This is a genomic window from Cellvibrio japonicus Ueda107, from assembly GCF_000019225.1.
GTDB classification, from domain to species: Bacteria; Pseudomonadota; Gammaproteobacteria; order Pseudomonadales; family Cellvibrionaceae; genus Cellvibrio; species Cellvibrio japonicus.
This window is the reverse complement of the sequence record NC_010995.1, coordinates 945,448-959,387: the sequence shown is the minus strand read 5'-3', so window position 1 is coordinate 959,387 and position 13,940 is coordinate 945,448. Positions and strand designations below refer to the sequence as shown.

At 48.3% G+C, this 13,940-nt stretch carries 15 protein-coding genes; 10 read left to right on the top strand and 5 right to left on the bottom strand.

What is annotated here, in order from left to right:
• Positions 1–215: 215 nt before the first annotated feature.
• From CJA_RS03995 to CJA_RS03960, 8 genes are all read left to right on the top strand, one after another.
• Positions 216–1,046, top strand: coding sequence for a hypothetical protein (locus tag CJA_RS03995; RefSeq protein ID WP_012486471.1), 831 nt, complete (start codon positions 216–218; stop codon positions 1,044–1,046).
• Between the two features lie 105 nt (positions 1,047–1,151).
• On the top strand, positions 1,152–1,862 hold the full coding sequence (locus tag CJA_RS03990) for a hypothetical protein (protein ID WP_041551047.1): 711 nt from the start codon (positions 1,152–1,154) through the stop codon (positions 1,860–1,862).
• Between the two features lie 236 nt (positions 1,863–2,098).
• On the top strand, positions 2,099–2,356 hold the full coding sequence (locus CJA_RS03985) for a SymE family type I addiction module toxin (protein ID WP_012486470.1): 258 nt from the start codon (positions 2,099–2,101) through the stop codon (positions 2,354–2,356).
• A gap of 140 nt (positions 2,357–2,496) precedes the next feature.
• A complete protein-coding gene (locus tag CJA_RS03980; protein ID WP_049765396.1) occupies positions 2,497–2,877 on the top strand; it encodes a hypothetical protein in 381 nt (126 codons plus the stop codon).
• A gap of 87 nt (positions 2,878–2,964) precedes the next feature.
• Positions 2,965–3,465, top strand: a complete 501-nt coding sequence (locus CJA_RS03975) for a hypothetical protein (RefSeq protein WP_041551045.1) — start codon at positions 2,965–2,967, stop codon at positions 3,463–3,465.
• A gap of 58 nt (positions 3,466–3,523) precedes the next feature.
• A complete protein-coding gene (locus CJA_RS03970) occupies positions 3,524–3,919 on the top strand; it encodes a hypothetical protein (protein ID WP_041551043.1) in 396 nt (131 codons plus the stop codon).
• A 133-nt stretch (positions 3,920–4,052) separates the two neighbouring features.
• Positions 4,053–4,451: a hypothetical protein gene (locus tag CJA_RS03965; protein ID WP_041551041.1), complete on the top strand. Its 399-nt coding sequence runs from the start codon at positions 4,053–4,055 to the stop codon at positions 4,449–4,451.
• A gap of 66 nt (positions 4,452–4,517) precedes the next feature.
• Positions 4,518–4,973 carry a cysteine peptidase family C39 domain-containing protein gene (locus tag CJA_RS03960; protein ID WP_012486469.1) on the top strand — a complete coding sequence of 152 codons (456 nt, stop codon included), beginning with the start codon at positions 4,518–4,520 and terminating at the stop codon, positions 4,971–4,973.
• A 111-nt stretch (positions 4,974–5,084) separates the two neighbouring features.
• Here CJA_RS03960 and CJA_RS03955 read toward each other — a convergent pair whose 3' ends face one another.
• Both CJA_RS03955 and CJA_RS03950 read right to left on the bottom strand, forming a co-directional pair.
• On the bottom strand, positions 5,085–6,149 hold the full coding sequence (locus CJA_RS03955) for an aldose epimerase family protein (RefSeq protein ID WP_012486468.1): 1,065 nt from the start codon (positions 6,147–6,149) through the stop codon (positions 5,085–5,087).
• The gene (locus CJA_RS03950) at positions 6,146–7,219 is read right to left on the bottom strand and encodes a glycoside hydrolase family 43 protein (protein WP_012486467.1); all 1,074 of its coding nucleotides are present in this window, start codon (positions 7,217–7,219) and stop codon (positions 6,146–6,148) included. The genes CJA_RS03955 and CJA_RS03950 overlap by 4 nt, the downstream gene beginning before the upstream one ends.
• A 209-nt stretch (positions 7,220–7,428) precedes the next feature.
• Here CJA_RS03950 and CJA_RS03945 point away from each other — a divergent pair, with 209 nt between their 5' ends.
• On the top strand, positions 7,429–8,472 hold the full coding sequence (locus CJA_RS03945) for an arabinan endo-1,5-alpha-L-arabinosidase (RefSeq protein WP_012486466.1): 1,044 nt from the start codon (positions 7,429–7,431) through the stop codon (positions 8,470–8,472).
• A 105-nt stretch (positions 8,473–8,577) separates the two neighbouring features.
• On the top strand, positions 8,578–8,835 hold the full coding sequence (locus CJA_RS03940; protein ID WP_012486465.1) for a hypothetical protein: 258 nt from the start codon (positions 8,578–8,580) through the stop codon (positions 8,833–8,835).
• A 103-nt stretch (positions 8,836–8,938) separates the two neighbouring features.
• On the opposite strand, the gene CJA_RS03935 is transcribed toward CJA_RS03940, so the two are convergent.
• The 3 genes from CJA_RS03935 to CJA_RS03925 form a co-directional block, all read right to left on the bottom strand.
• On the bottom strand, positions 8,939–11,341 hold the full coding sequence (locus tag CJA_RS03935; protein ID WP_148208798.1) for a glycoside hydrolase family 127 protein: 2,403 nt from the start codon (positions 11,339–11,341) through the stop codon (positions 8,939–8,941).
• Between the two features lie 359 nt (positions 11,342–11,700).
• Positions 11,701–11,994 (bottom strand): hypothetical protein, encoded by a 294-nt coding sequence (locus CJA_RS03930; RefSeq protein WP_012486463.1) that lies wholly within the window; start codon positions 11,992–11,994, stop codon positions 11,701–11,703.
• Between the two features lie 18 nt (positions 11,995–12,012).
• A complete protein-coding gene (locus CJA_RS03925; RefSeq protein WP_041551037.1) occupies positions 12,013–13,551 on the bottom strand; it encodes a methyl-accepting chemotaxis protein in 1,539 nt (512 codons plus the stop codon).
• Between the last annotated feature and the right edge of the window lie 389 nt (positions 13,552–13,940).

The following is a 13,940-nucleotide window of genomic DNA, read 5'->3' as shown; positions in this document are numbered from 1 at the left end:
GTACATAATATCGAGAAGTTGATGAATTACGGTACGGTAGCGTGATTAACCGCTTGTCCGGAAAAGATATTGCTCAATTTTAAGTATTGAGTGATTGTGGTAAATAGTGTTGCTTAAATAGTGGGAAAATCTTAAATTCAATAAGGGCTAAGAATGGCAATTTTGTAATATTGTTTTTCTACAGCCTCGTTATGCGCTTAAATGAAGACTAAATCATGACCGAACAAAAAGAAAAGAATTGCTTCATCATTATGCCAATAGCCGATCAGGATGGTTATCCTCAAGGCCACTTCAAGCACGTCTATGACAACATCATTGCCCCAGCCTGCGAACTTGCTGGCTACAAATCTCAAAGAGCAGATGAGGTTAAAGCATCTAACCTCATTCATCTTGATATTTTAAATAAGCTAATAGAAGCACCAATAGCAATTTGCGATCTTAGCACTCGCAACCCTAATGTTCTTTTTGAGCTCGGCATCAGGCAAGCTTTTGATAAACCGGTAGTCCTCATACAAGAAAAAGGAACTCCGAAAATATTTGATATCGCGCCACTTCGCTACCTTGAGTACTCAAAGGAAATGAAATATCACGACGTATTAAGAAGCCAGCAAGAGCTTAAAGATTCTATTTTGGCAACTGCTGCGGCAGATGGCGATGCCGGCAATGTCAACTCCATCGTTAAACTTCTTGCCCTGAACACGCCGGCAAAAATCCCAGACCTTAAAGACGGGAAAGAAGGCCTCGCATTTGAAATTATGCAGGCAGAAATGAGGGAGCTCAGAAAAATGATGGAATTCTCCATCATGAATCAAGGTCGCTCTGGCCGCAGAGGAAGCATTTCCGCAATAGAGTATGAACGGATTTCCAATCTTATAGAAAAGCTATCCGCAAATAAGCATCTTCCTGTAGAGGAAAGAATGCAGCAGTGCCATGTTCTTATGAGAGAAGCTGAAGATATTATGATGCGCTGTGAAGAAAAGTCAGATCACATGCACTTCAGAAGATTGATGGATAGAATTCATCAAGTAATGGCAGAAAGCGCATAACAAGGCGCTCTTGGCGCCGCTATCACGGCTGGGACGGCTTACGCTACGCTCCAGTCGCCCCAAAGCTTAGTGTTATATGGAATTTGAAAAATTGAGAGGATAGAGATGAGAACAGCGTTCGTTGCACTTTCGACGCTTCTAATCGTGACATTATTTGCGGTCATATTTCTTGCTGCATCGGGAAAGGTTTCTGATATATATTCGGAAACATATAAAACAGCTATACAGCTACTTGTAGTGGCTGTTACGGGGCATGTCGTTACATTTCTTGTCGCAAAACTGAATCACGAACGAGAAGAAACAAGAGCAAAGGATGAGTTTCGCCGCAAGATCATTGAGAAGCTCAATGAAGCATTTGTAGAGGTGAAGCGATTGAGGAGACTTACCCGCGCTGCGAACACTCCTGAAACCGGAGGGTACCCCGAAGCAGTAGAGGTTGACAGTTATCAATCTTTAATGGAAGAGGTAAACGAAGTTCAACTGCGTATCGAGATAATTGCTAAAGAAGTTGAAGCTTTTCAGGGCTTGTTTAGTCGCTACATTGAGCTTCAAGCGAATATCGACAAGATGGAAGAGTATCTGAACTCAATAATCAATGAGTTTGAACACGTAGCGCCTGTTCAAAGTGGGAGCCCAGCTTCTTTTTCGCTTCAGGATCTCCCGCAAGCTGCAGATTATCTCGGGGAGTACAAGGGATCGAAATTCCGGACAGAGTTCATTAAGCCCTACTATCAAGGACTAGACATTCTCCGCAGTGAACTTTTATATGCCGGAAAAAACTATTCAGCGAAGAGGCCCGGAGCGGGTGTCGCATAACAATCAACTGCGACAAAAAATCAATACCCGCAGAATAACCCATCAAATCCCACGCATAAAAAAACACCAAGAAACTGTTGATTTATACAGCCTCTTGGTGTTTCATTGTTTTGCTTGTAACCCAATAGAAAGGAGCAGCCAAGCAATCACATTTTAAATCAAATTCAAAGTCGCTACCCCTGAGTGCGCTAACACCCAGAGGCAGCTAACCACAACAGACTGATTAGGAGTCCATCATGGCTAAGCGCAATGATAAGCCAGAGTCCCGCTCGACTGCAAAGTTTCCCTACCAACGCCAGCTTAAAGTCCGCGAAGGTTATTACGACTACCAGTTCCACAGCCCGACCTTCCGCAAAAAATCCCGCCCACGGTTCGTGCCGTTTATCCTGCTCAAAGGTTATTGGCTAGAGCAGGCTAACCTGCCGATTGGCACAGAGCTGCAAGTGACTGTCAGCCCCGGTCAAATCATCCTTTCCGCTTCATCCGGTGGGTAGCTTGAGCTATAGTGCAGGCAATCAGCTGCACGACACCTGACAAACGGCTGTTGTCGCCCCCTCGGGCGGGGACAGCCCTCGCTCTGCTACGCAGCTACAAGTCCACCCCAAAGCCAGACGTTAGCACTCACAGGAAGTTTATGAATATCGAAGAAAAGTCATTTCGCATTTTGGTTGTAGGTCGAGGCAAAGAGTTCTTTGATGAGCACATGCAAGAACATACTCAAGAGCTCAAAGACAATGATCTATACCTCGGTATTGATGAAGGGTTTTCAGCGCCAGAGATCACAAATATAATGGTTACTATTGGTGCTGGTGTTATAACTGGTGTATCTACTTACTATATAACCAAGCTGATTGATTCTATATTTTCCGCTAAGAACAAAGCTAAAGATAGCGGTGTAAAAATGAATATAAATATCACCATAAATCAAGGCAACCAATATATACAGATTGGCTCTGATCAAGAGCAAGTCAAAAAAGAAATTTTATCTAAGCGTACTGAGCTAAATGAGCAATAAAGTGCTAACAAACAAAGGCAGTATCGCCCTACGGGCTAAACGCGCCAAAGTGCGCCGCTACTTTGGACTTTAACTCCCAGAGGAATTATGGAAGACATATTTGATTGGCTAAGGCCACTTGTCAGCGGTCTCATCGGGGGACTGGCTGTGTATCTTATAATTAGGTATACAAAATCTACTGCGGAATTAGAGGGGGAACTGAAAACTGTCTCTTACTCTAAACCGTTCAAACTATTTTCGGCAGTATTAATTCCATTTACCATATTTATAATTTATGCCGTGAGTCAGTCCTACAAAGGACAAGAAATTGCTGCTTTGTTAGTTGCATCTGGATTTGTTGCAGCGTCTATATTTTTTCCATATCAAGCATTTTTCGTGTCGTTTAAGTACGACAACCAGAATATTTATTATAAAAGCCCCTTGTGCGGTTATCGTGTGGTGCCTTGGGGTAATCTCACCAAGGTAGGTTACTCATGGCTGGTTCAGGCAGATTACATTGTGGTTAAAGGCATTGGCCGAATCTGGTGTTCCAATATGTTAAATGGATACATAGAATTGATGGATTTTATAAAAAACAAAAAAGGCTAACAAGGAATTTAAGCACCGTTGCACTTCGCTCTACTGGAAAATTTTCGAGGAATTACAGATGCCATTTACGTTTCAATCCAATATTGCCCGTCTTGTTCTGTGGACAATTCTCATATTAGTACTTGCTTTGGACGCATATGGAGTTTGGATAGTTTTTTGGAAACAAGCTCAGGTGACGATGCCTATAAAGGTTATTATGCTTGTGGGGGTCGCGCTAAGACTGGCAATTTTATTTAGTCTAATTTTTAGCAAGGGGCCAATCAAACCTTTGATTTACATCTGGGGTGGTTTATTCGTGGTATCGGGCAGCACAGGATTGCTTTCGTTCGCCTTATCATCACAGACAGAACCGGTGCAAGCATATCTTGACAAGGTGCTGTATTTGTTTGCAGGAATAACCCTCATTACAATAGCAAGCAAATACATTTCCACGAATATTTCTCAAGAAAACTAAAAAAATTATACCAACACCGTACACTCAACAATTTGTAAGTCTCTTTTTTGTGCTTTTGATTCGCAAAAATACTCCACAAACTTACAAATTAAATTCTGTCGCTTACCATGGCCTTATATACAAAATGAAATCTATGAAGAAAATTTTAATTTTTGTAATCTTAATAGTATCAATTAGCTGTAACACTAGTTCCCCAGCAAAAGAGGATCTTGGTTATCAAGGGCAAAGTTCCGAAAGATTGGTAGTGGAAGAGCTTCTATTTCAATTAAAATCCAACCCTGAAGTCCAGTTTAGAGTTGAACGTGGCTGGCATATTGCAGTAGTAAAATCTGAGCACACACTTTACTCATTTACACCGGAGAATCATCCAGCTCACCCTTCGTATGTTAAGCGTTCTGTAGTAGAAAAAGATGGTGCTATTTACATGGAAACAAGTGCCAAGTGCGGTGCCGAGAAAGATATATGTGATCAGCTACTTAGGGACTTTATCGAGCTAAATCATAGCGTAAAAGAAAAGGTTGGTGTCCAGTAATGCATAACAAGACGGTTATAGTGAAGTTTTTTTGCTTCGCTCCGTTTTGGAGCGACTACGTAAATCATGATTAGTCTCATAAAGCAACAAGATAAAACTGGATGTGGTTTAGCATGTGTTGCCATGCTGGCAGGAATCGAATATGGCCGCATTAAAAGTATTGCTCAAAAGCATGGATTTCTGGTTAAGTCGAAAAACGGGGAGTTTTATACATCCTCAAGCCATTTGAGATGTATTTCGGATAAGGTGCAGTCTATTGAAGTTGTTTCCCTGCGACGTATAAAATTCTCAAAAATAGATGAACTTCCTGATCTGGCGATACTCTCTATCGATAATCTGGGCGTAAAAAATAAATGGCACTGGGTTGTCTTCGAAAGGAAAAGAGATGGATCTGTTTATATTTATGATCCTGAAATCCCAAAGAGATATGAAAAAGCAGCTGAAATAGCTGATCTATATATCACACACTACTTGGTTGTTAAGCGCAAAAAAATCAATCAAGTGAAGCCTGTAGCTAAATAGTAGAGGAGGGTCACGCCTTTGGCTGAAGCCCTCTCTAAAAACAACATACCGCTCATAAAAAAACACCCGACACATTTACATCTGTGCCGGGTGTTTTTCATCTGAAACCAACTACTTCACCAAAAACTTAAACACTGTCCGCGTTTTATATTGCTCGCCCGGTTGCAGAATAACGGAGGGGAATTGCGGCTTATTCACGGAGTCCGGGTGGTGTTGCGGTTCCAGGCAGAAGCCGGTGCGCTGGTGGTAGGTTTTGCCTTTGCCGGTATGGCTGCCATCGAGGAAGTTACCGGAGTAAAACTGCACACCGGGCTCCTGGGTATACACTTCCAGCACGCGACCGCTGCTGTCTTCTTCTACGCGAGCGGCCAGGGTTAAGGCTTTGTATTGTGCTTGGTTGATCACATAGTTGTGGTCGTAGCCCAGGCCGAAGCGCAGTTGTTCGTGATCGGCGTTGATACGCTCGCCGATGCGGTGCGGTGTGCGGAAATCAAACGGGGTTCCGGCAACCGGCATCAATTCACCCGTGGGGATTTGGGTGTCGTCCACAGCGGTAATATGATCGGCAAAAATCTGCATGCGATGATTGAGGATATCGCCCTGCCCGGTCAGGTTGAAATAACTGTGCTGGGTTAAATTGACCGGCGTGGCTTTGTCAGTAGTTGCCCGGTAGTCCACCACCAGCGCATCCTCGTGTGTGAATTGGTAAGTGACTTCTACCTGCAAATTGCCGGGGTAACCCTGGTCGCCATCGCTGCTGAGCAGGCTGAGTTTTACGCCTGGTCCCTGCGCATCGTCAAATGGCTCGGCATGCCAGACTTTTTTATCAAAGCCCTGCACACCACCGTGCAAATGGTTGACACCGTTGTTCACTGCGAGTGTGTAATCCACGCCCTCCAGGGTAAATTTGCCCTTGGCGATGCGGTTGCCGACGCGGCCAATCAAGGCACCGAAAAAAGGCGAGGTTTCCAGATAAGGCTCCAGGGTTTCAAAACCCAGCGCAACGTCAGCCAGTTGGCCACGGCTGTCCGGCACATGGAGTTCGGTGATCACGCCACCAAAGTTGATGATTTTGGCAATGCTGCCTTTGGCATTGGTGAGCGTGTATTCCGTGATCTGGTCACCCGCTGGTGTGGTGCCGAACAAGCGTTGGGTAATGGCCGCAGTTGATGTCATTTTGTACTCTGTTTGTGTGTCACTAAGTCGTCGGCGCGCTCCTGACCAAAGTCAGGAAAACCTTGCGTTGTCCATTGCAGGCGACGAATGTAGGTGTGGCGATTGGGATCGGTGAGCGGAGCTCCCTGCAATTCGAGATAGTCGCGCGCATGATATACCAGCACCGGGGTTTTACCATCCTCGGCAAGCGTAAAACTGTTGTGCCCGGGGCCGTAGCGCTGCAACTTTTCATGGGTAAAAAAAACCGGCTCAGGGGCTTTATTCCAGGCGGCCGGGTTCAAAATATCTGCTGTTTCATCAATCCAGAGTAATCCCATGGCGTAGCGATGGTCGGTGGCACTGGCAGAGTAGCTGACAAAAATCCTGCCGTTGTGTTTGATCACCGCAGCGCCTTCGTTCACTTTGTAGCCCTGGATTTCCCACCCCAGGTCAGGCCGGGAAATTTCCACTTCACGGCTGCCTACCTGTGTCGGTGTTTCCAAGGTGGCCAGGTAGAGCGCGGAATTGAACAGGTTCTGCGGATCTTTTTGTGCCCAGAGTAAATAACGCACACCGCGATGCTCAAATACCGTGGCGTCCAGGGAGAAAGAGTCGCGCGCGGTGTTGACGCGCCCCAGTTCACGCCATTGGCCTTGCAGGGGATCGACATGGTCATTGGCCAGTACATACATACGGATATGGCCGGGGCGCTCGGTCTCACCCGCGGCGAAATAGATATACCAGGTGTTGTCCCAGCGATGCAGCTCCGGGGCCCAGATATTGGCGCTCATGGGGCCGGACGCATGTTTGCGCCAGATAACCTGTGCCGGTGCCTGCGTCAAATCCGCGAGGCGATCAGCAGCGCGCAATTCAATGCGATCAAATTCGGGCGCAGTGGCAATAAAGTAATAGCGCCCTTCCTGCGTGCGATATATTTGCGGGTCTGCACGCTGGAGAACCAGGGCTTGCGGCAGCGCTGTGGTATCTGTGCCCTGCACTGTCTTTGTTGCCGGTATGGTGGGCTTTGTACAGGCGCTGAGCAGGCACAGGCTAAGTAGTAGCAGGCTTATCGGGTTGATCAGGTTTGGCATGGGGGGCTCCCTCTTCGGTTTTTATCGTTTATCCAGGCCCATCATTGGCAATTGACACCGCACTATCCGCCGCTTCAGGGCAAGGCGGGATAATTCAGGCTTGAGCTGGATGAGCAAATACTATTATATTGCAATATTGTCAGACAATATAAACAACAAAGCTTAACCCTGCCAAGACACTGCAGCGGTTTTATGAGAGGAGAGTTCCCATGCCCACCCACCACCCGATCACCCGCCAGCACTGGCACCACTCTTGGTTGTCCGCACTTGCACTGCTCTGTGCAAGCCTTGCCTGTGGTGCCAAACAGGTCGATGTGCACGATCCGGTCATGACCCGCGAAGGCGATACCTGGTATTTGTTCAGTACCGGCCCCGGCATCACCATATACAGCTCCAAAGACCGCGTTAACTGGCGCTACTCCGACCGCGCCTTTGCCACCGAGCCCACCTGGGCCAAACGTGTTTCGCCCTCCTTTGACGGGCATTTGTGGGCCCCGGATATTTACCAGCACAAAGGCCTGTTTTACCTCTATTACTCCGTTTCGGCCTTTGGCAAAAATACCTCGGCGATTGGCGTAACGGTGAATAAAACGCTTAATCCGGCCTCCCCCGATTACCGCTGGGAAGACAAGGGTATCGTGATTGAATCCGTTCCCCAGCGCGACCTGTGGAATGCGATTGATCCGGCGATCATTGCCGATGACCATGGCCAGGTGTGGATGAGTTTTGGTTCCTTCTGGGGCGGATTAAAACTCTTCAAACTCAATGATGACCTGACCCGCCCTGCGGAGCCCCAGGAGTGGCATAGCATCGCCAAACTCGAACGCTCGGTACTGATGGATGACAGCCAGGCGGGCAGCGCGCAGATTGAAGCGCCGTTTATATTGCGCAAGGGCGATTATTATTATTTGTTTGCCAGTTGGGGACTCTGCTGCCGCAAAGGTGATTCCACTTACCACCTGGTTGTGGGCCGCAGTAAACAGGTGACGGGGCCTTATCTGGATAAAACGGGCCGGGATATGAACCAGGGCGGCGGTAGCCTGTTGATCAAAGGCAACAAACGCTGGGTCGGACTCGGCCATAACAGTGCCTATACCTGGGACGGCAAGGATTACCTGGTGTTACATGCCTATGAAGCCGCTGATAATTACCTGCAAAAACTGAAAATCCTCAACCTGCATTGGGATGGCGAAGGTTGGCCACAAGTCGATGAAAAGGAATTGGATAGTTACATCAGCCAACGTTTGAAATAACTGTTGGTTAATAAACTCGCGCGGTTATCAGTAAATAATCTGTCGATGTGCTGTTGAAAGTCTTATGCTGGTAATCAGTACTTTTTTGCGGGCGAGGTACCAGTGATGGAAAACAATGTCATGAAACACGAGATATTACTGGAAGAGCAACGCGAAACCGCCAGGGAGCTGGCCGAATTGTTACGCCTGGCGCAGGAAATGGGCAGGCGTTTGGCCAATGAAACCCACGGTGAGATGTATGACGATGTGCGCTTGCTGGTGTCGTTATTGCACCAGACACGCGCGCAAGCCGATGTGATTGACGCCAAACTGAACAGCAATTCACCGATGGAAGTGATGCAGCGTTTGCAATCCCACCATTAAAAATAAACGGGCGTATACCCTGGTATACGCCCGCCTGTTTTCTTCTGCCTATCCAGGTTTATCCTGCAACCGGGCAGTCTATCCTGTTGTTTATCCATGTCGCCTAACGCAACAATCGCACCCCATAAATTCCACCGGCAATCGATCCGGGTTTAGCAATAAATTTCACCACTAATTTGCCTTGGGCATTTTTTACCAGCGCTGCTGGCAAGGCATAATCCACAGTGAAAAATTCGCGCGCATCGCCAGTGGATTCAATTTCGGCAATACGCTGGTCATTGATCCGGATTTCAAATGCTCTCCCGGCATCAACACCGGCATAGGTAATGCGCAGGGTTTTAGCCTCGACCTTGGGATCATTTAACACATAGCTGAACCAGGCGCGGGTATGACGCCAATGGCGTCCCGCGTGTATGCCCGCCTCACTCTGCTCACCTTGATAAAAATGATCGGATTCCGGTTGCTGCTCACCCGGTGATACCTGGTCAATGGTTTGCTGCAACAACGCCAGGCGCTCTGCTTCGGCATCTGCCGCGGCCTTGCGCGCGCCAGCTAATCCCTCAGCGGAGGTGTAAGGCCAATACAAGGTGTAGCGCGATTCGTGCAAACGGAAGAATGGAATGAGTTCCAGTTGATCCAGATTAGCGCCATTGATTAAACCTTTTGCGCTGAAGGTCAGTGGTTTACCCGCTACCGGTTTAAGCTGTTCGATAAATGCCTGGCTGTTGCCTAATAAAAAAGGCGCGGCCTCCAATGGACATTGCTGTCCCTGGGCGATGTGCCCCATGCGTGAATCATCGGCAAAATAGCGCAATTGTTCATGGGCAAAGGGTTGGGTTTTTGCAGCCAATACAATCGGTCCATAGAGCACGGCATAATAAGATGAGCCATCTGGCAGGGATTCCAGGTGCGGTTTCATGGGTAAACGAATGTCGAGCTTATCGCCCTTTTTCCAGCGCCGCTCAATCGCCAGGTAATTGCCGGGCTGGCTGCTGATTTTTTCCACCTTGCCATTAATGCGCAGTTGCAATGTATCGGCTTCCACCCATTGAGGATAGCGCAGATGCAGGGTAAAACGGCCACTGGATTCAAGCACGATAGACGTTTCCGGCACATCCGGAAATTGGTTTTCCTGGCGCAACCGGATACCGGTTTCTTTCCAATTCAATTGCGAGGGAATAAACAGATTGACATAGACCTGGGGAATATTCCTGGCAAACCAGCCGGCGCTTTTTTTCATACCGCGCGCATAGATAAACTCTGCATATTTGCTGTGGCTTTCCAAACCGGAGCCCACACAGCACCACATACCATCGTGCACCTGGGAATAGACACGATAGTGGTTGGGACGCATGGGCGTGAAATACACAAATCCACCGGTTTGCGGATGCTGGGAGCCGAGAATATGGTTATAGAGCGCACGCTCATAATAATCCCCGTATTTGCCCAGAGGATTATCCAAAAATAATTGCTCGGTCAGTTTGAGCATGTTGTACGTGTTGCAGGTTTCCGGGCCTTCCACGTCTTCGATCATCGAATGGAAATTATCCTGCGGGTGGAAATGCTCCCGAACACTGTTGCCGCCAATGGCCACACTGCGCTTGTTGACGACGGTCTCCCAAAAAAACTCCGCCGCCGATTGCCATTCGGCTAACTGTTCTGCATCGCCCACCCGTTTAAAACCAATCACCTTGGGAATCTGGGTATTGGCATGCAAGCCTGTCAACGCATCGCGCTTTTCAAGCAAGGGTTGCAAAATCGCCCGGTGCGAAAAGCGCTCTGCCAGGTGAAGATAACGCTTATCGCCTGTGATATCGGCCACATCGACAAACACGTCGTTCATACCGCCATGCTCGGTGTGCAACAGCGTTTGCATCTGCTCATCACTCAAGTCTTTGGTCAGCGCCCATGTCCATTCCGAAAAGGCGACCAGCATGGCCTTAGCGGTTTCATTACCGGTGTAGCGATAGGCATCGCGTAAACCGGCAAAGGTTTTATGGAGGTTATACCAGGGCACCCAGCGTTCATTGGTGGAGAAGTTATCCGCGCGGATATCACCGCGCGCGATTTCCTGCCATATCCCTGCCCCCTCGGGCAGGCCGGCGAGATAACCATTGCCGTTTTTATCCTGGCATTTTTTTAACTCTGTAATCACATACTCCAAGCGCGCCAGAACGGCAGGGTCGCCTGTTGACGCATAGGTTAGCGCCAGGGCAGAAATATAATGGCCGCCAATATGGCCATCCAATCCGGTAGATTCCCAGTTGCCATAAGTCTCTTTATAGGGCAACCCGGCTTCGCGCCGAAACGGCGCCAGCAATTTCTCCACGTCCAGCGCCATCAGGTATTGTTTATTGGTGTTTTGCGCCGCTAAAAATGGGCTCTCCAGCAACCTCACCTGCTCAAGGGGAAACAGCTCCAGGGCAGGCTCTGCCTGCAGGGAAGCAGATCCGATTAACAGCCAACTGCCAAGCCAGAAAGTACTTTGTTTTATGATGTTGCGCATGTGCATAGCAATTTCCCTGGGGGATTTTCACCGGAAACGATCATCCGTTTCCCGTCCGCAATCCCGTGAATGATTATTTTATAGCCTCAAAATATGGCATATTGTAATACAAAATAAAACATCCATTGCATATCTTTAAACACGAGTGAGCAATATCATTTCCCATGACAACTCAGGTGACGGCATTGGTGCGATATGTGTTTTGTATCGGGCAGGTTGCGGCAAGTGTTGACGCCACGCAAATGGGAGCAAGCGGGAGAATATAAATAGGATGGTGCGGAGGTTTCTGTCAGCCCGGTTCCATCGCTAACCAATCACACGATCAAGTTAACGATGGAACCGCTGATACTACACGTCGATTAACCTGCTGAACGCTGTTTGTAGGCACGAACGATTTCGTTAAAACTTTCGGCAAACTTTTTCAATTCGTCCATTTCTTTTCTCTCTGCCGACCGGGACAGCCCGGCACAGCCCAAATAGGTCTCAATGGCTTTCACATAGGCTTTGACATCGTTATGCGCTTTTACCATCTGCGCACTGACTGCCGTCTGGGGATCAGGGAAAGAGGGTTTATCCGATGGCTTGCTACAGGCCTGTACCTGGGCACCGACAGCTCCCAGGCCAAGGATAAAAAGAGTCATCACATTTTTCATACTATCTACCTTTAACAACTAAACACGAAAACGGCCCACCAGCTCTGCCAAATGGCTGGCACTATCGGCCAGAAGGCGGGTATTGGTACTGATATGGCTTGAACTTTGGGCAGCATCCACCGCGACATTGGAAATATGATGGATATTCCGCTCCATCTGGCGAGTCGATGCACTTTGCTGCTCGGCAGCGGTGGCAATCTGGTTAGTGCGGTCGCGAATGACACCGACAATTGCAGTGATTTCCTCCAGTGACTCACTGGCCTGGTTGGCGCGCGCGACAGAGGCTCCCGCCTGGTTATTGCCCTCCGACATCATGGTCACGGCTTGATGCGAACCGGATTGCAGGCCTTCGATCATTTCACGGATTTCACTGGTAGAACTTTGTGTGCGCGACGCCAGGGTGCGTACTTCATCGGCCACTACCGCAAAACCGCGACCTTGCTCGCCGGCCCGGGCCGCCTCTATCGCCGCATTTAACGCCAATAAATTGGTTTGCTCTGCAACACCTTTAATAACATCCAGTACACCGCCGATGCTCTGCGTTTCCTGCTGCAAACGGTCAATCACACCAGTAGCCGCGTTCAATTCTTCCGACAGGTTTTTAATCTGCATCATGGTTGCCATCACCCGCTCTTTGCCGGCAACGGCGACCAGATCAGCCTGGCGTGACTCAGTGGCTGTTTCGGTAACACGCTGGCTCACGTTATCGACCACAATCGCCATTTCGCGGATCGCCTGGGCAACCTGCTGGATTTCATTTTGCTGTTGCAGGATGGCTTTTTCATTGTCGGAAGAGAGCTGCGATAAGCGTTCGGCATCCTCACGCAAACTGTCTGCCGTTTTTACCACCTGGGCAATGATTGTCTGCAAGCGCTCGACAAAACGGTTAAAGCAACTGGCTAATTCCGCAACCTCATCGCGGCCGGATATCGGCAAGCGCTGGGTTAAGTCACCTTCACCTTCCGAAATGTTATGCAAGGCATCAACAATATGATTGATGGGGCGCACAATGCTGCGCTGCACCAGATAAGACACCAGGAGTGCCAATAGCCCCAACACCAGGATCACTAACAGCGAATATTTAATCGCCTCGGCAACAATAGCGCTCAGTTCGCTCATACTAATGTGTAACGTGATAACACCAACCAACTGTGAATCGCTATAGATCGCTTCGGTAATTTCCACCAAACCATCGCGCTCTACAATACCGGGCGCGGGCGGCTGTGAGGGGATTTCTGTACCGGCACTTTCCGCGTCGCGGCCTTGCACATACCAGGCAAATGCTTTGTTGTCGGCATAGACCGCCGCCGAAATCACCCTGGGACTGAGCTTGAGTGCCGCCAGCGATGCACTGACCGTAGCAGTATCTTCAAAGGTAATCGCACCAGTACTTGCCTCACCCAACACCTGGGCCAGGATTTGAGAATCTTTAATAATGGTATCGCGCGTCGTTTGAATACCGGATTGCGCCATAAAGATGGCCGTTGTAATCACTGCAGCCAGACAACTGGCCGTCACACTAAACAGGATTTTTAGCCTGAGCGATAAACTTCCCACTAGAATCTCCGCCGATAGAAAGCATGTGCTTGTTTTGGAGTGGTTAAGCCTGCTACTCGACAGAGCAGGTAATTTTTGGCGGCTAAATACACCGACCTGGCAGAGTATAGACCAGCAAAATCTTCTAATAAGATAAAAAATCAAAAAGCAAAGAATGGGATAGATATGACGTAAGTGACGCAATATTCATTGCACAAAAACTGCTGCAGGCACAGATTTATCATCAAACAACGAGCGATGACCGCAAAAACAAAAAAGCCGCTACAGGCAACTGCAGCGGCATAAAATCTGGTGTTAACAAGGGCTTGTTACACCATCCAACGACAAAGCGGATAACTCAAAAACGATGCGATAGATTTCGGGGGGATGAAATTCGTCGCCCATTTTGT

Excerpts from the sequence above, each read along its gene's own strand:
- CJA_RS03980 (WP_049765396.1), top strand. The coding sequence starts at position 2,497 with ATGAATATCGAAGAAAAGTCATTTCGCATTTTGGTTGTAGGTCGAGGC.
- CJA_RS03940 (WP_012486465.1), top strand. The coding sequence starts at position 8,578 with ATGGAAAACAATGTCATGAAACACGAGATATTACTGGAAGAGCAACGC.
- CJA_RS03965 (WP_041551041.1), top strand. The coding sequence starts at position 4,053 with ATGAAGAAAATTTTAATTTTTGTAATCTTAATAGTATCAATTAGCTGT.
- CJA_RS03930 (WP_012486463.1), bottom strand. The coding sequence starts at position 11,994 with ATGAAAAATGTGATGACTCTTTTTATCCTTGGCCTGGGAGCTGTCGGT.
- CJA_RS03935 (WP_148208798.1), bottom strand. The coding sequence starts at position 11,341 with ATGCGCAACATCATAAAACAAAGTACTTTCTGGCTTGGCAGTTGGCTG.
- CJA_RS03955 (WP_012486468.1), bottom strand. The coding sequence starts at position 6,149 with ATGACATCAACTGCGGCCATTACCCAACGCTTGTTCGGCACCACACCA.
- CJA_RS03990 (WP_041551047.1), top strand. The coding sequence starts at position 1,152 with ATGAGAACAGCGTTCGTTGCACTTTCGACGCTTCTAATCGTGACATTA.
- CJA_RS03995 (WP_012486471.1), top strand. The coding sequence starts at position 216 with ATGACCGAACAAAAAGAAAAGAATTGCTTCATCATTATGCCAATAGCC.
- CJA_RS03970 (WP_041551043.1), top strand. The coding sequence starts at position 3,524 with ATGCCATTTACGTTTCAATCCAATATTGCCCGTCTTGTTCTGTGGACA.
- CJA_RS03945 (WP_012486466.1), top strand. The coding sequence starts at position 7,429 with ATGCCCACCCACCACCCGATCACCCGCCAGCACTGGCACCACTCTTGG.
- CJA_RS03950 (WP_012486467.1), bottom strand. The coding sequence starts at position 7,219 with ATGCCAAACCTGATCAACCCGATAAGCCTGCTACTACTTAGCCTGTGC.
- CJA_RS03975 (WP_041551045.1), top strand. The coding sequence starts at position 2,965 with ATGGAAGACATATTTGATTGGCTAAGGCCACTTGTCAGCGGTCTCATC.
- CJA_RS03960 (WP_012486469.1), top strand. The coding sequence starts at position 4,518 with ATGATTAGTCTCATAAAGCAACAAGATAAAACTGGATGTGGTTTAGCA.
- CJA_RS03985 (WP_012486470.1), top strand. The coding sequence starts at position 2,099 with ATGGCTAAGCGCAATGATAAGCCAGAGTCCCGCTCGACTGCAAAGTTT.